This is a genomic window from Cupriavidus cauae, assembly GCF_026210475.1.
Lineage (GTDB): Bacteria > Pseudomonadota > Gammaproteobacteria > Burkholderiales > Burkholderiaceae > Cupriavidus > Cupriavidus cauae.
On sequence record NZ_CP080294.1, the window covers coordinates 1,375,462 to 1,395,298 of the forward strand.

A 19,837-nucleotide genomic window follows, 5' to 3' on the forward strand; every position below is an offset into this window, starting at 1 on the left:
GATGATCCGGTGCCAGCATCGCCATCCCACCTCCTTGTAGAGGACCGACTATGCCAATCCAGATCCGTGACGAAGTCCCCGCCGATATTCCGGTGATCGAGTCGGTCGTCGCCGAAGCCTTCCGCAGCGCGACGCATGCCAGCGGTACCGAACCGCTGATCGTCAATGCATTGCGCGCGCGAGGGCAGCTGTCGATTTCACTGGTGGCCACGGACGCCGACCGGCTCGGCGGCCGCATCGTCGGTCATGTGGCGGTGTCCCCGGTCGCGATTTCCGATGGCAGCGAAGGCTGGTATGGCCTTGGTCCGATCGCTGTACTGCCCGCCTGGCAGTCGAAAGGTGCTGGTACGCTGCTGATGAACGCAGCACTGGACGCGCTGCGCCGGCGCGGCGCGCGAGGCTGCGTGGTGCTTGGAGAGCCCGCCTATTACAGCCGCTTCGGCTTCGTTTGCCGTGCGGACCTCGTATTGCCCGATGTCCCGCCGGAATATTTCCAGGCGGTACGCTTCGAAGGCGAGTGGCCGGCGGGGACGGTGCAGTATGACGAGGCGTTCTGGGTGACGGGGTAGAGTGTGGGCGCGCCGGCGACGACACGAGCGAGACATGAAAGGAGGCTGCCTCTGCGGCGAGATCGCGAGGACCGGCCGCCTGCCAAGGTGCCGGCTCGGACATCGTCCGTTCACCTGCGTACAATGCCGGCCTCGACTACCGAGATGATCCCGTGAAGAAAACCGACCTCGAAAAGAACAAAGGCCTGAAGATCGCCAACAGCATGAAACAGGCCGGCGCCAAGCGCGGCGGCCCGGCTCCGAAGACCGAGCGCCGCGGCTCGGCAGCGGCCAAGACTGGCCTGCTTGGCAAATTGCTGGGGAAGGCGGTGCCGCCGGAGAAGGGGCAGGACTGAGGGGCCCTGCCCCGACGCCCCGTTGCGTCATCGTGTGGCTTGGACCGCTCCCAACCCGCACACGTGGGGAGCGACCTCGCCGGCAAGCTCATGGCGGATGCAAAGCGCGCGAATGATCAGCGTGTTGCCACGGGATTGCTGCCTTGCGTGGTTTCAGCTGTCTTGGCCGCCACCGGCTGATTGCGCGTCCAGTTAATGAATCCGTTCAGCATGGGGTGGAACAGCGGATCGTCGAGCCCAGCCATATTGAAGGCGGAGTTTTCGATCTGCAGCACTGTCTTGCCGGTCCTTGCATCAATGGCTTTGAGCGTGCCGTCGAAGCGGTAGCCGCCCTTGAAAATGGCATTTGGCTCGACGATCAGGAAGGGCCCGATCTCCTTGCTGAGGGTGTTCAGACCTACCAGATCGGACACGCTCGGCACCTTGCCGCCCAGATCCCGCTCGATGATGATCTTTTCGAGGTCGCTCTTGGTGACGACCTTGTCGAAGGTGTGCATGTCCTTGAAGGCCGATTCGAAGAACTCGACAAAGCGCTGGTTGGGCGTATCGGCGTTGATCTTCAGGTAAAGCATCTTCTTGTAGGCCGGATCGAACTTCTCCTCCACGCGCACCTCTTCGGCCTTCAGTGCGGTGGTGGTTGCGTACATGCCGGTCGCGGCGTCAGGCTTCTTGATCTGAAGGGTAGTGTTGCAACCGGCAAGCAGCGCGGCAAAGAGCAGGGGTATGGCAATACGGAACATCGATTCCTCCGGAGATATCGTGGAAATCGATATATCGGCAACCTGCTGGCTCACTTTAGTTGTGTTGAGCCATGCTTTGGTAGGGTTGCATGCGTTCGTGGCGGATTGTCGGCGCACCGACCGTGCGGACGGCCACCGCGAATCCGACGCCGCTCATTCGGCCCCGAACACCAGCGACCGATGCACCGCCACCCCGGCCATCACGCCATCGGAACAAGCCCATGTCACGCTATGGGCTCCACGGGTGATATCGCCCGCCGCATGGACGCCGTTCACTGTCGTTGTCTTCAGATCATCCGTCTGAATGATCGAACCAAAAGGCGTTTCCTGGATCTCGCATCCAAGCTGACGAGCGATGTCGCTGTTCGGATAATTCCGCGGACTGACAAACAGCGCATCGATCGGCGCGGTACCGCCGTCAGCAAATTCGATGGCCGATAGCCGTGCCCCTTCGCCATGCAAAGCCCTGACCCTTGCCGGCTCGACGGCGACGCCACGCTTCTTCAATTCGGAAAGTACACCGTTGTCGGGTAGCGGCTCCCCATTCAAATAGAGCGTGGTCGGTCCCCATTCGGCGATCAGCATGGCCTGATGGACCGACATCGGCGACATGCTTAGCACGCCCAGGCGTTGATCGCTGAATTCGAAGCCATGGCAGTACGGGCAATGAATCACGGACTCGCCCCAGCGCTCCTTCAGTCCCGGCAGGTCGGGCAGTTCGTCGGAGATGCCGTACGCGAGCACCAGCCTGGCGCCTTCCACCGCCTCGCCGTTCTCGAGGCGCACCGAGAAGGCGCCCAGTTCTCCTGACGCGCGGATGGCTCGACCTTCGATAAACGTGGTCGTGGGATACGCCGCCACCTGCTGTCGCGCGGTCGCGAGCATGGCGGCGGGATTGCTGCCGTCCTGGGCCAGGAAGCCGTGCGAATGCGTGGCAAAGCGATTGCGCGGGGCGCCCGCATCGATGATGCAGACCGAGCGCCTTGCCCGCGCGATATAGGTGGCTGCCGACAGGCCGGCGAAACTGCCGCCGATGACGATGGCGTCATACCGCATGGACGTGCTCCAGATCGTGGCGGCCGCCGCGGGCGACCATCCGTTTGTGGAAATCGGCGCTCAGCATCGCCAGCGTGACCTCGCCCAGCCGCGCCAGCAACAGCGCTTCCGCGTCGTTGAAGGCCTGGTCGAGCGCGGCATTGACGGCTTGCTCGACCAGGCAACCGGGTGATTCGGTCCGGTTGCCGATCGCCAGAAGCGAGGGACAGCCAAGCGCGGTATAGACGTCGCGCAGCGTGACCCTGGACAGGTCGCAGGCGAGCGTCCAGCCGCCGCCATGGCCCTTTTCCGAGCGCACATAGCCCTGCTCGCGCAGGCCGGCCATCACGCGGCGGATGACCACGGGATTGGTTTCCATCGCCTTGGCGAGAACCTCGGAAGTGACCGGGCCATCGTGCTCGGCCATGTGCAACAGGACGTGGAGCACGCCTGACAGTCTGCTATCGCGTTTCATGGAACTTATGGTGTTACATGAAACGCCGAATGTCAAGATAAAGGAGAGCAGGTCGATTGCGACGCCCTGACCGCGGGAAGCCGGGGCCGATGATTGGGTGGCTTGCATGGGTTCTCTCCGTGAATGCGGGAGAGCGCAGCGTAATGCGGACGCGGCTGCGGCGTCTTGAACGATTGTGCGAGCCGAATCAGCGGCCGTTGGCCGACTGGACCATGCGCAGCCATCTGGCCGGCGGAATGCCGTAAGCCTTGGTGAAGTGCCGCGTCATGTGGCTCTGGTCCGCAAAGCCGGCTGCCACGGCGCTGCGCCGATACTGGAAGCACTGCACGCCGGCCAGCGTACGGCCGATGGCATAGGTATCGTGCCGGTGCATTGCATAGGCGTTGCCGATGAAGAAGGCCTCGATGCGCTCGATGCCCTGCGCCGGTTCGGCGCGATGCACTCAATCGGGGCTCTTGGCACGACGTTCGTCATGGCCGGCAGGGGCCGGCATGGGCCCCTCTTGTGGGAAGGGACGCTGTCATTGTCTGCTGAATGTATAGCCTTGCGCCTGCGTCCGCAATCGGCTGTAATCCCGTGGCGCCTTTTTTGCACCGGCGTCGCCCGACAATGACCGAATAACGAGACAAGCGAACCAGCCGTGTTGAAAACCCGAATTGGCATTCTTGCCCTGGCGATTTCCGCCCACGCCATTCCCGCCTTTTCCCAATCCGCAGTCAATCGCGACGAGTTCTATTGGCTCGGCGAAATCAACAAGGCCACCACCGTGATCAATACGGAGGAAGGGCTATTGGACAAGTCGCTCGCGCCGCGCATTGCCTCGGGCATCGTCAAGGTGCTGGAAGACGGCAATCGGCCGGGCGGCAAGCGTCCCTCCACGGTGATCACGTTCGAGCCGCTGTTGATCCAGGCCGCGGGCGTCGAGGTGACCCTGCTGCATGCGGGGCGGTCCAGCCAGGACATGCACGCGACCTACCGCGCCGCGATCCTGCGGGACAATCTGCTGAGCCTGGCCGACCAGCTGAACAAGACCAGCCGATCGCTGGTAGCGCTGGCCGAGAAGCACGCCAATACCATCGTGCCCAATTACACCAACGGCGTGGCGGCGCAGCCGAACAGCCTGGGCCATTATCTGCTCGGCCATGCGGCGGGACTGGAGCGCGACGCACAGCGGATTCGCGAGGCCTACGCGCGCATCGATCGTTCGCCGATGGGAACGACCGTATTGAACGGCACCAGCTGGCCGCTGAATCGCGCGCGCATGGCCGACTATCTGGGCTTCTCGGCGATCGTCGACAACGCCTACGATGCCGCGCAGATTTCCTCGACCGAACAGCCGGTCGAGGTTGGCGCCATCGTCACCAGCATTGCGCTGCATGCGGGCAACTTCATCGAAGACGTGATGACGCAGTATGCGCAATCGCGTCCGTGGATGCTGTTGCAGGAGGGCGGCAGCAATACCTATGTCTCCAGCGCGATGCCGCAGAAGCGCAATCCCGGCCTGCTGAACACGACGCGCCGGCACGCCTCGACCGCGGTCACGCTGGCGATGGGGCCGGTGATTCAGGCGCACAACATCACGCCGGGAATGGGTGACGCCAAGGAGGTCAAGCCCAACAGCGAAATGGTGCAGAGCGCAATCCGCGTGCTGCAGGGCTGGGACAAGATCCTGAACGCGCTGGTGATCAGCCCCGAGCGTGCGCTGGAGGAGCTGAACAGCGACTGGACTGCCTCGCAGGAACTGGCCGATGTGCTGATGCGCAAATACAAGCTGCCATTCCGCGTGGGCCATCACTTCGCATCGGAGATCGTCGACTATGCGAAGGCCAACAATATCCGGCCCAGCGAATTCCCGTATGCGCAGGCGCAGCGCATCTATGCGGAAGCGGTCAAGGGCCAGGGGCCGGCGCAATTGCCGATGAGCGAAGCGGAATTCCGCGCCACGCTCGATCCCGTGGCGATCGTTCGCCATCGTGCCACCGTAGGTGGTCCGCAGCCTGCGGAGATGGAGCGGATGCTGAAGGCGGCAAAACAGACGCTGGCGCAGCAGGATGCCTGGATCAAGGAAAAGCGCGGCCGGATCGATGCATCGCTGGCCCGGCTGGATCGGGATTTCAGCAAGCTGGCCAAGGCAGCAAATTAGGAAAACAATCCGGCCAACAACGAGGCCGCCAGCTAGCTTTCTGCGCGATGCCGATCGGGTGAGATCCGTTCCATCAGCCGTTGCGCATCGAATGGCGCCTTGACCTTCTGGTCGTTATCGAAATAGCAGTACACATCGCGCCGCGCCGCCTTGCGTGCCTTGATCGGGGAAATCCGCTTGGCGTCGTCCGGTTCGCCCCCGGCGCCCCATGCGCTCAAGCGCTGGGCCCAGCGATCGAGCGCGGGATCCGAATAGGCGCCGCCGTACAAGGTCTCCGTGCCGTGCAGCCGCAGATAGACGAAATCCGCGGTCACGTCCTCGACGTAGGGCCAGTCGGCAACCGCATCGGAGACCACCAGCGCGACGCGATGCTTGCGCAGCAGCGCGGGAAATTCCGGCGTACAGAAGCTGGCATGGCGGATCTCGATGGCGTGGCGCAGGCGCCGTTTGCGCGTCGGCTCGAACCATGGCTGCTTGACGCGGCCATCGTGCTGGCTGGCCAATTTCCTTGCTTCGTCGGTGGTGCGCGGCAGCATCGCGAGGAAGCGTTCCAGCCGGTCCGGCTTGAAGCTGAAATTCGGCGGGAATTGCCACAGGAAGGGCCCCAGCTTTTCCTGCAGCGCCAGCACTCCCGAGGCAAAGAAATTTGCCATGGCCGGGCGCGCCTTTTCGTCGCGGAAACGCAGCATGTGGGTCAGATAGCGCGGTCCTTTTACGGCGAAGACAAAGCCCGGTGGCGTCGCCTCGTACCAGGCGCGGTAGCTGCCGATGGTCTGCAGCGAATAGTGCGAGCCGTTGATCTCGATCGTGTCGACGGCGCGCGCGGCGAATTCGAGTTCGCGCGCCTGGGCCAGTCCCTTCGGATAGAAGACGCCACGCCAGCCCTCGTAGCGCCACCCCGAGATGCCGATTCGAATAGTCATCGGATTGCGCCGACGAGCGCCCATTCGCCTTGCGTGGTGGCGAGGGCTTCGCTGGGCGACGAATGATCGATATGGACGATCATACGCGAGCGCCGGCAAATTACAGGTGCCGCGACATCCACCGCGCGCGTAGGAACCGGCCTACGCCAGTCTCCGTTGCCGACCGATCCCTGCTGCGCGGCATGGCCCCTACATTGCACTTAAGCCGCAGCGGATCGCGGCAATTGCCAGGAGCTCGGTTATGTCGTTTGCACTATTCCTGATTGGACTGCTGATCCTTGTCGGCGGCATCGCCTGGGGCCTGATCACGGCCGGCGTGCCGGAGACCTACGTCGCCATCGCCTGTGTGATCGTGCTGGGCCTTGGCATCATGGGCGCGGTGTCGCGCACGCGGACCAAGGACCCGTCATAACGGCATCAGGCGCGCGGCGAGTCGGGGCTGGGGCTGGAGGCCGATGAGGGCGAGCGAGTCGAAGCAGCCGAAGGAGCCGAAGGAGGCGAAGAGGGCGCCTGCCCCATCGCTGGCGCCCCCGTCCGGACCGTCGCCCCGCGTTGGCTCAACCACATGCTGGCCAGCACCAGCACCATGCCGGCCAGTTGCGGCGCGCCGAGCCACTGATCCAGCAAGCCCCATCCCAGCAGCACTGCGCTCACCGGGCTCAGAAAGCCCAGCGACGCCACCGCCGGCGGCCCAAGCCGCGCGATGCCGCGAAACCACAGCACATAGGTCAGCGCGGTGCCGACCAGTCCCAGATAGAGGAATCCCAGCACATTGGCCTGTGTCAGCGGGCCGAGCGGGGGTTCGTACCAGAGCGCGACAGGCAGCAGCAGGATGCCGCCCGCCACCAGTTGCCATGCGGTGAAGGTTAGCGCGGATACCGGCGGTCGCCAGCGCCGCGTCAGCACCGTGCCGAGCGCCATCGAGGCGGCGCCCAGCAGGCCGGCGGCCACGCCTGCGGTATCGAGCGCCGCCTTGGGCGTCAGGACCAGCAGCGCCACGCCCGCCATGCCGCCGATCGCGGCCACCACGGCCACCGGCCGGATGGCGTTGCCCAGCAGCAGCCGGGAGAACAGGATCACGATCAGCGGCTGCACGGCGCCCAGCGTCGCCGCGACGCCGCCCGGCAGGCGGTAGGCGGCGACAAACAGCATCGCCTGGAACACCGAGAAATTCAGCGCGCCGAGCACGAATACCCGCAGCCACCAGCCGCGCTGCGGCAACTGGCGGACCCACAGCAACAGCAGCAGCCCGGCCGGCAGCGCGCGCAACATCGCTACCGTCAGCGGATACCCGTCGGGCAGCAGGCCCGTCGTGACGACATAGGTGCTGCCCCAGATCGCCGGGGCCAGGCCGGTCAGCAGCAGGTCGGTGGCGCGGTTCATGATGCTTGCCTCAGGCGAAATCGAGTACTTCGGCCAGGGGGCGGCGCGGCTTTTGCGGCCAGTTGCCCGGCGCCGCATGGCCCACCGCCACCAGGATGGCCGGCACCTCGTCGGCCCGCAGCGCGAATTCGCGTGCCACGCCCTGCGGATCGAAGCCGGTCATCGGACCGGTTGCCAGGCCCATGCCCTGCGCGGCCAGCATCAGGGTGGCGGCGCCCAGCGAGGCGGTGCGGATCGCTTCGTCGCGCCGGCTCTGCGGCTGCTCCAGATATTGGCCGCGCGCCGCATCGACCCAGGTCTGCACCATGCCGGCCGGCATCAATCCGGCTTCGACGGACGGCTGAAGCCGTTGCGCCAGCGTGGCCGGATCGGCCAGCACGCCGCAGACGATAAAGACGACCGCCGCATCGGTGACTTTTGGCTGGTTCCAGGCGACCGCGCGCAGTCGTGCCTTGGCTTCGGCGGTCCGGACCGCGATGAAGCGCCAGTTCTGCAGGTTGTAGGCGGTGGGCGCGCGAGTGGCCAGCGCGGTCAGCGTCTCGATTTGCGCGTCGGACAGCGGACGCGCGGCATCGAAGAAGTTGGCGGAGATGCGCTGCTCGATGGCGTCGATGACGGGATGGCTCATGGTCGTTCCAGCTCCGAAATGGTGTCGTTGGATGTCGTTGGATGTCGCCGAATGTCTGGTGTCAGGATCGGCGCAATGGCCATTGGGACGGCCGTTTATTCACGGTCAAAGATTAATCGCCATCCTCGCGCGTTGAAATATGCGATATGCTCACCACAATCTTTACCAGTAGTGAATAGTCGGGTGAAATAACCGTGGACCATTTGACGGCGCTGCGCGTATTTCGAGAAGTCGTCGAGCGCAACAGCTTTGCCGCGGCGGCGCGGCGGCTTTGCCTGTCTCCGGCGGCGGTCAGCAAGAACATTGGCGAGCTGGAGGCGCATCTGTCCACGCGGCTGCTGAACCGCACCACGCGGCGGCTCAGCCTGACCGAGGCCGGCCAGCAGTACTACACGCAGATTGCGCAGATTCTCGACGACCTCGACGAGGCCGATCGCGCGCTGGGCCCGATGCAGAGCGAGCCCACCGGCACGCTGCGCGTCAGCGCGCCGATGTCGCTGACGCTGACGCAGCTGGCCGATGCGATCCCGCAGTTCCTGTGCCGCTATCCGCAGCTGTCGCTGGATCTGCGCCTGGACGATCGCCGCGTCGATCTCGTCAAGGAGGGTTTCGATGTCGCGATTCGCGGCAGCGACAAGCTCGAAGATTCCAGCCTCGTCGCACGCAAGCTGATGTCGATGACGCACGTGCTGTGCGGCGCGCCGGCGTATTTTTCGCGGCATGGCGTGCCCGATTCACCCGAAGCCTTGCGCCAGCACGAATGCGTGCAATTCAGCTTGTCCGGCCACGCTCGGCTATGGAGCTTTCGAAAGCATGGCGCGCAGGGCGATATCCAGGTCGACGTGCCGATCGACGGCCGCTACAAGGTCACCTCCAGCCTTGCCGTGCGCGAGGCGCTGCTGGCGGGCTTCGGCATCAGCCTGATTCCGCTGGTCTATGTGCGCAACGATATCGAGCAGGGGCGGCTCGTCACCGTATTGGACGAATGGTCCACCGTCGAGACGCATGTCTATGCCGTCTATCCGTCGCGGCGGTATCTCAATTCGAAGGTGCGCGCCTTCGTCGATTTCCTGATCGAGACCTTGGCCTGAACGCTCGGGGCTGCCGCATCGCGCCTTCGAGCCTTAACCTGCGTTCAAGGCAGCCATGCCGCGTGGGGCGGGCAAGCCGTCCTAGACTGGCTTCGTCCTGTCCGACCCACACCATAAAAGGCTGCGCCCCATGATCCGTCTTCCTTCCCTGCGCCGGCTTTGCGCCTGCCTGGCGCTGACCGTTGCCACGCCAATGGCGATCGCGCAGTCCGCATCGTCATCATCGTCCGCCGGCACCAGCTACCCGGAACGCCCGATCCGCCTGCTGCTGGGGCAAGCCGCCGGCGGCGCGGTGGACACCATCGCCCGCATGCTGGCCGAGCGCCTCGGCGCGACGCTGCGGCAGCCGGTGGTGGTGGAGAACCGGCCCGGCGCCGGCGCGATGATTGCGGCGGAGGCCGTGGCACGCGCCCCTGCGGATGGCTATACGCTGGCCCTGCTCGACGAAGGCGCGCTGACGGTCAATCCGGTGCTGCAGAAGAAGATTGCCTACGACGTTCTCAAGGATTTCAGTTACCTCGGCACCGTTGCGCGCATCCCGCTGGTGATGGTGGCGCATCCCTCGCTGAACGTCGCGACGTCCGACGAATTGGCGCGCTACAGCAAGGCCCATCCGTCGGCATTGAGCTACGCGTCGGCGGGCGTCGGCAGCCCGCCGCACCTGGCCTTCGAAGCCTACAAGCAACAGTCGGGCGCAATCGTTGCGCATCTGCCCTATCGCGGCGGTGCGCCGGCCCTGGCCGATGTGGTGGCCGGCCATGTGCACCTGACCTTCATCGACACCAATCTTGGCAGCCAGTATGCGAAGACGGGCCGCGTCAAGCCGATCGCCGTGTCGACGCGCCAGCGCAGCCCCTTGCTGCCGGCCGTGCCGACCTTCGAGGAGGCCGGCCTGAAGGGCTTCGAATTCGCGCCGTGGGTCGGGGTGGTGGGACCGGCGGGGCTGCCGGCGCCGGTGGCCGAGCGCATTGCGCAGGCGCTGCAGACCGTGCTGGCCGACCGCGACCTGCTGGCGCGCGTGCGAGGCAGCGGCTTCGAGCCCTTCGCCAGCGGCAGCACCGCGTTCGCGGCACTGATCCGGCAGGATCTGGAGGCCCGCCGCACGCTGATCCGCGAACGGAATATCCGGCTCGAGAACTGAACCGCCGCAGCACCCGCCCACCGCCGAACCCTTATCGCTCGCTCCCATGACCAAGACCTTGTTGCTCGATGCCGTCCCCGGCGCCAATGCCGGCGCCGATCTCGATACCTTCGTCGATGCCTGCCTGATCCTTGCCGCCCAGGGCCATGCCGCGGGGCTGGCCGGGCAGATCACGATGCGCGATCCCGACTCCGGCGGCATGGTTACGCTCGCGCTCGGTACGGGCATGGAAGAGGCCAGCGCCGCCAATGTGCTGCTGGTCGATGCGGAACTGAACACGCTGCAGGGCAAGGGCCGGGCCAATCCCGGCGTGCGCTTCCACAGCTGGATCTATCGCCACCATCCGGAGGTCAGGGCGATCGTGCATACCCATCCGCCGGCGTTGTCGGCGCTGTCGATGCTGGGCATGCCGATGCCGGTGGCGCATATGGATGCGGCGATGTTCCACGACGACTGCGGCTTCCTGGCCCACTGGCCAGGCGTGCCGACCGGCGACGACGAAGGCGAACTGATCTCGGGCGCGCTGGCGGGGCGGCGTACCGCCTTCCTGGTCAATCATGGCGCCGTCTGCACCGGTGCGACGCTGCAGGAGGCCGTCTACCTGAACGTGTTCGCCGAGCGCAATGCCCGCATGTGCCTGGACGCGCTGGCCGTCGGGCCGCTGCAGCAGGTCGATCCGGCGGCTGCGCGCGAGGCGCACGACTTCCTGCTGCAGCCGGCAATCGTCAACGCGACCTTTGCGTACTGGGCCCGCCAGGCGAAAACGACGCTGCGCAGTTGATACATGGGCCGCGCGCTATCGCGTCGCGATGCGAGCCGCGGCCGCCTCGATCGCGCGGATGGCCCGGCTGACCGCCTGGCTCGGGGTCGTGCCGCCGCGGTGGATCAGCACCACATGGCGATGCAGGTTGGCGCCTTCGATGGCGAGGCGATGCAGCCCGCGCGCCGTGATGGCGATGTCGGGCAGATCGCGCGGCAGGATCGTGGTGCCGACGCCCTGCATCGCCAGGTCGAGCGACATGCTGACCGAATTGCTCTCGACGGCGATCGACAACGGCGCCGGCAATTCCCGTTCGATCACGCGCCGCAGCGCGTACGGGCGCGGCGGCACGATCAGCGGCCGCTGCGCCAGCGCGGCGACGCTCAGCGTTCCCGGTGTCGGCGCGCCCGGCTCGCGGCTATAGGCGGCGATCTGCTCGATGCACAGCCGCCGCAGCGCCACCGCGTCGGTATCGACGGCGAGGTCGTAGACCAGGCCGATATCGGCGAGCCCGCGTTCGACCCGTTCCACCACATCGGGCGAGCTGGCGTTGAACACGCCGAGCGTGATGCCCGGGTGCGCGGCCCGCAGCGAGGCGACGACCTCCGGAATCAGATAGGCCGCCAGCGTATTGACGGTGGCGATCGTCACGCGCCCATGGCCGCCGGCCGAGGCCTGCCGCGCGACGTCCAGCGCGCTGTCGACCATGCCGAATCCCTGATCGATATCGCCGACCAGCCGTTCTCCCAGCGGTGTCGGCCGCATGCCGCGCCCGTGGCGGTCGAACAGTGGCGCCCCAAGGAACGTTTCCAATGCGGCGATCTGCTTGCTGACGGCGGCCTGCGTGATGCCGAGCGAAGTGGAGGCGGCGCGCAGCGATCCGGCGCGCGCGACGGCGAGAAAGGTGCGAAGCAGGCGGTCTTTGTCTTGCATCGAGGGAGGGCGCTGGACAGTATCGGACGAAGCACGTGCTCCGTGGCGTCTGCATTGGAATCGATTCAACCGGCACTGTCCATCGGGGCCCGTGCTATGGTTCCAATACCGTTTCCCCCCAATCCGATGCCTGCCGGCCAGTTCCAGCTCCTCCCTTGCGCGTTGCCCGGTGTGCTCGCCGTCCAGGCCAGCTCGCGGCACCGTTTCGCCCGTCATACGCACGAACAGTTCGGCATCGGCGTGGTCGAGCGGGGCGCGCAGCGCTCGGCCAGCGGCCGTGGTGAGGTGCAGGCGGTCGCCGGCGACATCATCACGGTCAATCCCGGGGAGGTGCACGACGGCATGCCGCTCGACGACGCCGGGCGGTCGTGGCGCATCCTGTATTTCGATCCCGAGGTGGTCGCGCCAGTCTGTCACGATGTGAGCGAAGGGGCCACGCGGCTCGGGGAATTCCTGCTGCCGGTGCTGAGCGATCGCGCCTCGGCCACGGTCTTCACGCAATTGTTCGACGCGATGACCGGGGGCAATGCCCCGGATACGGCCTTGCGTCGCGACAGCCTGCTGTTGATGCTGGTCGCGCGCACGATGGATTGCCGGCAAGGCATGCGGGACGGCGACGGCACCCCGGCGGCGATTGCCCATGCGCTGGCGCGCATCGACGACGATCCCTCGGTGCCGGTGACGCTGGACGAGCTCGCCCATGCCAGCGGCCTGAGCCGCTTCCAGGTGCTGCGCGCCTTTACCCGGGCCACCGGACTGACGCCGCATGCCTATCTGGTGCAGCGGCGGATCGACCTCGCGCGTCGCCTGATCGCGCGCGGCGAGCCGCTGGCCGATGCGGCAATCGGCAGCGGTTTTGCCGATCAGAGCCATATGACGCGCATCTTCGTGAAGAAATACGGCCTGTCTCCCAGCGCCTATGCCGCCGTCGCCACCGGGCGGTCCCTGCGCTGACGGGTACCGTCCCAAGGACCGGTTTCCGCTCCGCTGCAATTTCGTTCAAGACGCCCGCCATGCCGCGGCCTAGCCTTAGGCATCCAACGATGCGGAGGCGGCCATGTCCGGCAAAACCGAAGGTTATTTCTATCTGGCGCTGGCCATGATCCTGGTCGGCAGTACCGTCATTGCCAGCAAGGTCATCGCGGCGGGGCTGCCGCCGTTCACTGCGACGGCGCTGCGCTTTGCCATCGCATTGCCCGGCTTCCTGTTGCTGATGAAGCTGACCGGCACGCGCATGCCGGCCATCGGCCGTGGCGACGGGTTGCTGCTCGTACTGCAGGCGGTCGCCGGCAGCGTCGGCTATACCACCTTGCTGATCTCCGGCCTGCGGATGACCTCGGCCGCGGACGCCGGCGTGATCATCGGCACGCTGCCCGTGGTGTCGGCGCTGGTCTCGATCGTCGTACTGAAGGAGCGCCCGGGCGTGGCCTTGCTGCTGGCCATTGGGCTGGCGACGGCGGGCGTGCTTGCCGTGGCGGTACCGGGAGAGGGCGCCGACGGCGGCCGGGGCACGTGGCTTGGCAACGCCCTGGTGATGGGCGCGGTGGTCTGCGAGAGCCTGTTCATCCTGCTGAACAAGCGGCTGCGCCAACCGCTGCAGCCGCTGGCGCTGTCGACCGTGATGACGGCGATCGGCCTGGCCGCGTCCATCGTTCCCGCGCTGTTCGAGGCGCCATGGCGGCATGGACTGCCGAGCGGGGCGCTGGCGGCGGTGCTGTATTACGCGCTGGTGCCCACCGTGGCGGGCTTCGTGCTGTGGTATACGGGCTCCGCGCGCACGACCGGCACCGAGGCATCGCTGTTCACCGCGCTGGCGCCGATATCGGCGGTGGCGATGGCCTTTCTGCTGCTGGGCGAGCCGGTCGGCACGAGCCAGCTCGTCGGCATCGGCTGTGTGGTGGTGGCCGTGCTGAGCCTGGTGCTGGTCGGCAAGCGTAATCCGGCCGGTCCGCGCAAGGGCGCATGCCGCAAGACCACCGCATGCCGCAAGCACGCATGCGGGCTAGCGGAGCGATCGTGAGCGCGCGGCGTCGCTCGCGGACAGATACGCGCGCGGCGTCGTGCCGAGATAGCGGCGGAACACCGCGATAAAGCTGCTGACGCTGGCATAGCCCAGATCGAGCGCGATCGCCGTGACGCTGTGGCCGGCGGCGAGCCGCGCCATCGCCGCAAGCAGCCGCATCTGCTGCCGCCACTGGCCGATGGTCCATCCGGTCTCGGCCTGGAAGCGCCGTGTCAGCGTGCGGCGGCTCATGCCGATGCGTGCGGCCCAGCCATCGAGATCGGTGTTGTCGTCCGGCGCGGCCAGCATCCGCGTCGCCATCCGCACCAGCCGCGGCTCGCGCGGCATCGGCAGGAACAGCGTCTGCGCAGGCTCGCGCGCGAACGCGTCGGCAAACACGGCGAGGTAGTGATCGAGGGCGGTGCCGGTAGGCGCTTCGTTGCTCGTCAGCACGCCGAGCAGCGCGTCCAGCAGCGGCGACAGCCTGGCCACCTTGACCGTGTCCGGCATCGCGGCGTGGCTCCACGTACCGTCGAAATACAGGCTGGTGCCGACCATGCCGCCCTGCACGCTAGCGCCATGCACGATGCCGGGCGGAATCCACGCGATGCAGCCCGTCGGCATCACCCATCGGCCGCCGTCGGCCTCGATGGCCACCACGCCCGTCCGGATCGTGAAGAGCTGTCCGTCGTCATGACGATGCGGACGGCGCTCGCGGATGCCGGCGTGCGAGAGCCGGCGGATGTGCTTCAGCGACACGGTGATCGAATGGTTGGCCTGATTGCATTATCGGTTGACATTCTAGCGTTGGCGGGCAAGGCGTGCGCCCCCTAGAGTGCCTGCATTGCCCGATACCGGCCACTCACGGAGCCATTCGATGACATCCGCCACGCCATCCCGACCGTTCGCCGAGACCCACGGAGACCGCGCATGAAGCCGGAAGCCATGCTCCCCGACCATGTCGATGCCGTACAGGCCGACGGCATCACCGTACGCAAGGGCAGTGTCGGCGCGTTCCTCGCCAGCTGGCGCGTGCTGTCCGATCCCGCGCAGTCCGCCGAGAGCCGGGCGGCGGCGAGAGAGGACCTGATCGCGCTGATTCCGGCCCTGACCGCGCTGGGTCTGTTCGACGTGCTCGAGCCGCGCGATCCGCAACTGCGCGCGCTGATTGCACAAGGTCGCGGCGGCGCCTGAGCGCGCGCCGCGGCCTTGTGCCGGCGTGGTCCGGATCAGACCAGGGTCAGGCGCACGTCGATGTTGCCGCGCGTCGCGTTCGAATACGGGCAGACGACGTGGGCCTTGTCGACCAGCGCCTGCGCGGTCTCGCGCGCCACGCCCGGAATCGAGATCTGCAGCTCGACCTCGATGCCGAAGCCCGTCGGGATCTGGCCGATGCCGACGTTGCCGGTGATCGTGGTCTCGGCGGGCAGGGCGACTTTCTCGCGGCCGGCGACGAACTTCAGGGCGCCAAGGAAACAGGCCGAGTAGCCGGCGGCGAACAGCTGCTCGGGGTTGGTGCCGGGACCGCCGGCGCCGCCCAGTTCGCGCGGCGTGCTCAGCTTGACCTCGAGCGCGCCATCGGACGAGACGGCGCGGCCGTCACGGCCACCGGTGGCTTGGGCTTGGGCACGGTACAGGACTTTTTCGATCGACATGGTTGGCTCCTTCGGGTTGATGGCCGGGTTCTGCTTCAGGGTTGGACTTCAGGGTTTTGCTTCAAGGTTTTGCTTCGGGTTTTTGCTTTAACATAGTGCGCTATTACATAGCGTGCTATATAAATTCGCCAAGTCAGGGCGCGCCGCCATCCCGTGCGGCTCAGTCGACCGCGTTCCGGGCGATCTTCGCCGTCACGCTATCGAGCTTGCGCTTCAGGCTGGTCAGTTCCTCGACGCTGCACGCCGACGCGCACAACACCGACTCCGGGACCTTGCCGGCCTGTGTCTTCAGCGCGCGGCCGGCCTTGGTCAGGCTGACGATGACCTGACGCTCGTCCGCCGCCGCGCGGGCCCGCGACACCAGCTCCTGCGTCTCGAGGCGCTTGAGCAACGGCGTCAGCGTGGCCGAATCCAGATTCAGCCGGGCACCGATCTCCGACACCGTCAGGCCGTCCTGTTCCCACAGCACCATCATCGCCAGGTATTGCGGGTAGGTCAGGCCCAGCGGGCGCAGCAGCTTGCGGTACAGCTTGTTCAGCGCGAGCGAGGCCGAATAGACCGAGAAACAGAACTGCCGGTCCAGCAGCAGCGCGGTGGCAGGGTCGATCCGGGAGTTCGATGCGGCGTTCATGGAGCAGAATATAGATCGTGCGCGATTGAATAGCAAGAAATTTATTTGCGGGAATGCCGATGGAGGGCGAGGATGGAGGGCCGGGCATCTTTCGCGGATACGCGGCCCGCCATCGTCAAGCCGCCACTTCCATCAACGCATCGACCACCACCACGCCATCCGGGCTCGCCATCACCGGGTTCAGGTCGACCGACCGGATCGCGCCGCCCGCGGCGTGCACCATCTTGCCGACCGACACCGCGGTGCAGCACAGCGCCGCCATGTCAACGGCCGCTTCGCCACGCACGCCGGCCAGCAGCGGCGCGATGCGAAGCGTGCGCAGCGCGCGGGCGACATCCTCTTCCTCGCAGGTCGCCAGCAGCACTGCGGTGTCGCGCAGCGCCTCGACATACTTGCCGCCGTCGCCGACCACCAGCACCGCGCCGAACACCGGGTCCCAGTGCGCGCCGATCATGCATTCGCGCTGCCCGCGCACCATCGCCGCGACGATGACGCCCTCGGCCTCGACACCCATGCCGGCCAGCGTGGCCATCTGCCGCTCGAATGCCGCGACGATCGAATCGGCGTCGTTGCAGCCGAGCGCCACCAGACCGTGTTCGCTCTTGTGCGGCACCGCGGCCGCGCAGGCCTTGACCGCGACGGGGCCATCCAGCGCACGCCAGGCCGACACCGCCTCATCGGCGCTGCGGCACAGGCGATGCGCGACGACCGGAACGCCGGCCTCGGCCAGGCGTGCGAGGCTGGCCGCTTCGCTCAGCGTCGCCGAGGGCGACGAGACATCGGGCGCCACCGCTGCGGGCGGTGCCGGTGGACGCGCGAACAGCTCCGCCAGCCGCAACCGGTGCGCGCGCCACTGGCTCAGCGCCGGCAGCGCCTCGCCGGCGTTGGCGTAGACCGGTACGCCGCGCTGCCGGAACGGAGCGGCCACGCCCTGCTGCCAGGCCGCCACCACGATGGGCTTGCCGCTGGTGTCGGCGAAGGCGGCCGCATCGGTGGCAAAGCGTTCGATGTCGTAGCCCATGCCCGCCACCGGAATATCGAGCAGCACCATGTCCGCCGCCGCGTCGCCCGCGATCACCGGCAGCACATCGCCGAACAGCGCGCTGTTGGTCAGCAGGGCGGCGGTCACGTCGACCGGATTGGCGGTGGCGGCAAAGCCAGGCAGGCGTTCGGCCAGCGCGGACTGGGTCTGTGCCGCCAGCGGCGCCATCGACAGTCCGCACGACTCGGCGGCGTCGGCCGCCATCACGCAGCTCGCGCCGGAATTGCTGACGACGACGAGCCCGCGCCCCTGCGGCTGCCAGTCGCGCAGATACAGCGGTGCGCAGCGCGCCAGCGCATGGGCGTCGTCGACGCGCCAGATGCCGTGATGCGCGAGGAAGGCATCGACGGCGCGATCCTCGTTGGCGAGCGCGCCGGTGTGCGAGGCCGCCGCGCGCTGGCCCGCGCTGGTGCGCCCGGCCTTGACCGCGACGATGGGCACGCCGCGTGCGCGCGCCACCGCGGCTGCCTGCGCCAGCGTGGCCGGATCGTTCAGCGTCTCCAGATACAGCAGCATCAGTTGCACGTCGTGATCGTGCGCGACGGCCAGCGCCAGGTCGCTGACCGTGACGTCCGCCTGGTTGCCGGTCGCATGCATGTGCCGCACGCCGATGCCCTGGTGGCGCAGCAGGCCGTAGACCATCGCGCCCATGCCGCCGCTCTGGCTGATCACCGCGACCGGCCCATCCTGCGGCGGCACTTCGATGAACATCGTCGAGAAGCTGGCGATCGCGCCGCTGCCGAAATTGGCCAGGCCCTGGCTGTTCGGGCCGACCATGCGCAGATTTCCTGCGCGCGCGATATCGACCATCTTCTGCTGCTGGCGCCGGCCTTCCTCGCCCGCTTCGCCGAAGCCCGAGGCGATCACGATGGCCGCCGCCACGCCGAGCCGCGCGCAATCGCTGACTGCCTGCACGGCGGCCTCGCCGGCGACCACGACGATGGCCAGCTCCGGCGCTTCCGGCAGCGCGTCCAGCGCGGCGTAGCTGCGCAGGCCCTGGATCGTGTCGCGCTGCGGGTTGATCGGATACAGCGTGCCGCCGTAGCCGTGCTGCTGCATGTAGTGGATCGGCCGGCCGCCGATCTTGTGGATATGGTCCGAGGCGCCGATCACCGCGATCGAGCGCGGCGTCAGCAGGGCCTGCAGGCCGCGGGGGAGAGAAGCCGACATGTCGTAGTCCTGTAGTCGATCGGTTCAATGAAGTCGTTCAATGCCTGGGTTCAATGCACTGGTTCAATGCACTGGTTCAATGCATCGGTTCCATGCAAGCCAGGCTCAGTCGATGGTGGCGCCGGAGGTCTTGACGACGCCGGCCCATTTGTCGATCTCGGCGCCGAGGAAGCGGCCGGTCGCGTCGGGCGACGTCCATTCCGCGCCGAAGCCCTGCGTGGCGAAACGCGAGCGGACTTCGGCATCGTCGAGCACGGCGCGCAGCGACTGGCTCAATTTGTCGATCACCGGAGCGGGCGTGCCGGCTGGCGCCAGCAGCGCATTCCACGCGGTCGCCTCGTAGCCGGCCAGACCCGCCTCCGCAACGGTCGGCACATCCGGCGCGGCTGGGGAACGCTTGGCGCTGGTCACGGCCAGGGCCTTGAGCTTGCCGTCGCGCACGAACGGCATCGCCGACAGCATGGTGTCGAACATCACCGTGGCCTGGCCGCCGATCACATCGGTCAGGGCCGGCGCGCTGCCCTTGTACGGCACGTGCGTCATGCGCACGCCCGCCATCGCGTTGAACAGTTCGGCGGACAGATGGGTCGACTGGCCATTGCCCGAACTGGCGAAGCTCACCTGATCCGGCTTTGCCTTGGCCAGCGCGATCAGCTCGGCGACATTGCGCGCCGGCGTCGATGGCGCGGTGACCAGAACCAGCGGTCCGCGCGTCAGCAGGCTCACCGGCGCGAAATCGCGACGCGTGTCGTACCCCGGCTTGCGGAACAGCGTCATGTTGATGGCATGCGCGGTGGTGGCGACCAGCAGGGTATAGCCGTCGGGTGCGGCCTTGGCGGCGGCCTCCGCGCCGATATTGCCGCCCGCACCCGGCCGATTCTCGACCACCACCGGTTGTCCGAGCCGCTCGCCGAGCTTCTGTCCGACCACGCGCGCGACGATATCGGTGGGGCCGCCGGGCGGGTAGGGCACGATCATGCGGATCGGTTTTGCCGGCCAGGTTTCCGCTTGGCCGGGCCGCGGCAATACCGCGCACAGCGTGCCGAGCGCCAGCACCGGCAGCACGGCGCGCAACGCGTGCCGCCTGGTTGAAGAAAACGGACGGGCGAGCGCGGCCCGCCGATGCTGCTGATTCGGCTGCATAGGTGTCTCCATCTGGTTGTTGTCGTGCCTGGCCGGCT

At 67.0% G+C, this 19,837-nt stretch carries 22 protein-coding genes and 1 pseudogene; 10 read left to right on the forward strand and 13 right to left on the reverse strand.

The features are described from left to right. Nucleotides 1-50: 50 nt before the first annotated feature. Together KZ686_RS21465 and KZ686_RS21470 are read left to right on the forward strand one after the other, a co-directional pair. Nucleotides 51-569 (forward strand): GNAT family N-acetyltransferase, encoded by a 519-nt coding sequence (locus KZ686_RS21465; RefSeq protein ID WP_265633602.1) that lies wholly within the window; start codon nucleotides 51-53, stop codon nucleotides 567-569. Nucleotides 570-721: 152 nt separating this feature from the next. Then, nucleotides 722-904 carry a hypothetical protein gene (locus KZ686_RS21470; protein ID WP_265633603.1) on the forward strand — a complete coding sequence of 61 codons (183 nt, stop codon included), beginning with the start codon at nucleotides 722-724 and terminating at the stop codon, nucleotides 902-904. Nucleotides 905-1,020: 116 nt separating this feature from the next. On the opposite strand, the gene KZ686_RS21475 is transcribed toward KZ686_RS21470, so the two are convergent. The 4 genes and pseudogenes from KZ686_RS21475 to KZ686_RS21490 all read right to left on the reverse strand — a co-directional run. After that, on the reverse strand, nucleotides 1,021-1,644 hold the full coding sequence (locus KZ686_RS21475; RefSeq protein ID WP_265633604.1) for a hypothetical protein: 624 nt from the start codon (nucleotides 1,642-1,644) through the stop codon (nucleotides 1,021-1,023). Nucleotides 1,645-1,797: 153 nt separating this feature from the next. Further along, complete coding sequence (locus KZ686_RS21480) at nucleotides 1,798-2,700, reverse strand: NAD(P)/FAD-dependent oxidoreductase (protein WP_265633605.1); 903 nt, start codon at nucleotides 2,698-2,700, stop codon at nucleotides 1,798-1,800. Beyond that, complete coding sequence (locus KZ686_RS21485) at nucleotides 2,690-3,154, reverse strand: Rrf2 family transcriptional regulator (RefSeq protein ID WP_149316532.1); 465 nt, start codon at nucleotides 3,152-3,154, stop codon at nucleotides 2,690-2,692. The genes KZ686_RS21480 and KZ686_RS21485 overlap by 11 nt, the downstream gene beginning before the upstream one ends. A 301-nt stretch (nucleotides 3,155-3,455) precedes the next feature. Beyond that, nucleotides 3,456-3,596, reverse strand: a pseudogene (locus tag KZ686_RS21490) (AraC family ligand binding domain-containing protein); the annotation flags it as partial. Nucleotides 3,597-3,794: 198 nt separating this feature from the next. On the opposite strand from KZ686_RS21490, the gene KZ686_RS21495 reads away from it, so the two are divergent. After that, a complete protein-coding gene (locus KZ686_RS21495) occupies nucleotides 3,795-5,297 on the forward strand; it encodes an argininosuccinate lyase (protein ID WP_265633606.1) in 1,503 nt (500 codons plus the stop codon). Between the two features lie 32 nt (nucleotides 5,298-5,329). Here KZ686_RS21495 and KZ686_RS21500 read toward each other — a convergent pair whose 3' ends face one another. Beyond that, nucleotides 5,330-6,220, reverse strand: coding sequence for a DUF72 domain-containing protein (locus KZ686_RS21500; protein WP_265633607.1), 891 nt, complete (start codon nucleotides 6,218-6,220; stop codon nucleotides 5,330-5,332). Between the two features lie 241 nt (nucleotides 6,221-6,461). Between KZ686_RS21500 and KZ686_RS21505 the strand changes: the two genes are divergently transcribed. Continuing rightward, nucleotides 6,462-6,632 carry a hypothetical protein gene (locus KZ686_RS21505; RefSeq protein WP_006576660.1) on the forward strand — a complete coding sequence of 57 codons (171 nt, stop codon included), beginning with the start codon at nucleotides 6,462-6,464 and terminating at the stop codon, nucleotides 6,630-6,632. A gap of 5 nt (nucleotides 6,633-6,637) precedes the next feature. On the opposite strand, the gene KZ686_RS21510 is transcribed toward KZ686_RS21505, so the two are convergent. Both KZ686_RS21510 and KZ686_RS21515 read right to left on the reverse strand, forming a co-directional pair. Continuing rightward, nucleotides 6,638-7,603: an EamA family transporter gene (locus tag KZ686_RS21510; protein WP_265633608.1), complete on the reverse strand. Its 966-nt coding sequence runs from the start codon at nucleotides 7,601-7,603 to the stop codon at nucleotides 6,638-6,640. Between the two features lie 10 nt (nucleotides 7,604-7,613). Next, the gene (locus KZ686_RS21515) at nucleotides 7,614-8,231 is read right to left on the reverse strand and encodes a nitroreductase family protein (protein ID WP_265633609.1); all 618 of its coding nucleotides are present in this window, start codon (nucleotides 8,229-8,231) and stop codon (nucleotides 7,614-7,616) included. Between the two features lie 194 nt (nucleotides 8,232-8,425). Here KZ686_RS21515 and KZ686_RS21520 point away from each other — a divergent pair, with 194 nt between their 5' ends. The 3 genes from KZ686_RS21520 to KZ686_RS21530 all read left to right on the forward strand — a co-directional run bounded on the left by KZ686_RS21520 (nucleotide 8,426) and on the right by KZ686_RS21530 (nucleotide 11,244). Next, complete coding sequence (locus KZ686_RS21520; RefSeq protein ID WP_149316347.1) at nucleotides 8,426-9,322, forward strand: LysR family transcriptional regulator; 897 nt, start codon at nucleotides 8,426-8,428, stop codon at nucleotides 9,320-9,322. Nucleotides 9,323-9,452: 130 nt separating this feature from the next. Next, nucleotides 9,453-10,463 carry a tripartite tricarboxylate transporter substrate-binding protein gene (locus tag KZ686_RS21525; protein WP_265633610.1) on the forward strand — a complete coding sequence of 337 codons (1,011 nt, stop codon included), beginning with the start codon at nucleotides 9,453-9,455 and terminating at the stop codon, nucleotides 10,461-10,463. Nucleotides 10,464-10,509: 46 nt separating this feature from the next. Further along, the gene (locus KZ686_RS21530; RefSeq protein WP_265633611.1) at nucleotides 10,510-11,244 is read left to right on the forward strand and encodes an aldolase; all 735 of its coding nucleotides are present in this window, start codon (nucleotides 10,510-10,512) and stop codon (nucleotides 11,242-11,244) included. 15 nt (nucleotides 11,245-11,259) lie between these two features. Here the strand turns inward: KZ686_RS21530 and KZ686_RS21535 are convergent, their stop codons facing one another. Further along, complete coding sequence (locus KZ686_RS21535; protein ID WP_265633612.1) at nucleotides 11,260-12,156, reverse strand: LysR family transcriptional regulator; 897 nt, start codon at nucleotides 12,154-12,156, stop codon at nucleotides 11,260-11,262. Nucleotides 12,157-12,282: 126 nt separating this feature from the next. Between KZ686_RS21535 and KZ686_RS21540 the strand changes: the two genes are divergently transcribed. Together KZ686_RS21540 and KZ686_RS21545 are read left to right on the forward strand one after the other, a co-directional pair. After that, entirely contained in the window at nucleotides 12,283-13,110 is an 828-nt protein-coding gene (locus KZ686_RS21540) for an AraC family transcriptional regulator (RefSeq protein WP_149316343.1), read from the forward strand. A gap of 103 nt (nucleotides 13,111-13,213) precedes the next feature. Beyond that, nucleotides 13,214-14,176, forward strand: a complete 963-nt coding sequence (locus KZ686_RS21545) for a DMT family transporter (protein WP_265633615.1) — start codon at nucleotides 13,214-13,216, stop codon at nucleotides 14,174-14,176. On the opposite strand, the gene KZ686_RS21550 is transcribed toward KZ686_RS21545, so the two are convergent. Beyond that, on the reverse strand, nucleotides 14,159-14,917 hold the full coding sequence (locus tag KZ686_RS21550; protein WP_265633616.1) for an AraC family transcriptional regulator: 759 nt from the start codon (nucleotides 14,915-14,917) through the stop codon (nucleotides 14,159-14,161). The genes KZ686_RS21545 and KZ686_RS21550 overlap by 18 nt on opposite strands. 171 nt (nucleotides 14,918-15,088) lie before the next feature. Here KZ686_RS21550 and KZ686_RS21555 point away from each other — a divergent pair, with 171 nt between their 5' ends. Next, nucleotides 15,089-15,352: a hypothetical protein gene (locus KZ686_RS21555; protein WP_265633618.1), complete on the forward strand. Its 264-nt coding sequence runs from the start codon at nucleotides 15,089-15,091 to the stop codon at nucleotides 15,350-15,352. A 35-nt stretch (nucleotides 15,353-15,387) separates the two neighbouring features. On the opposite strand, the gene KZ686_RS21560 is transcribed toward KZ686_RS21555, so the two are convergent. The 4 genes from KZ686_RS21560 to KZ686_RS21575 form a co-directional block, all read right to left on the reverse strand. Beyond that, nucleotides 15,388-15,813, reverse strand: coding sequence for an organic hydroperoxide resistance protein (locus KZ686_RS21560; RefSeq protein ID WP_149316340.1), 426 nt, complete (start codon nucleotides 15,811-15,813; stop codon nucleotides 15,388-15,390). A gap of 160 nt (nucleotides 15,814-15,973) precedes the next feature. After that, nucleotides 15,974-16,444, reverse strand: a complete 471-nt coding sequence (locus KZ686_RS21565; protein WP_149316339.1) for a MarR family winged helix-turn-helix transcriptional regulator — start codon at nucleotides 16,442-16,444, stop codon at nucleotides 15,974-15,976. Between the two features lie 115 nt (nucleotides 16,445-16,559). Beyond that, complete coding sequence (locus KZ686_RS21570) at nucleotides 16,560-18,656, reverse strand: acetate--CoA ligase family protein (RefSeq protein WP_265633619.1); 2,097 nt, start codon at nucleotides 18,654-18,656, stop codon at nucleotides 16,560-16,562. 105 nt (nucleotides 18,657-18,761) lie between these two features. Then, nucleotides 18,762-19,799, reverse strand: a complete 1,038-nt coding sequence (locus KZ686_RS21575; RefSeq protein ID WP_370639487.1) for a tripartite tricarboxylate transporter substrate binding protein — start codon at nucleotides 19,797-19,799, stop codon at nucleotides 18,762-18,764. Between the last annotated feature and the right edge of the window lie 38 nt (nucleotides 19,800-19,837).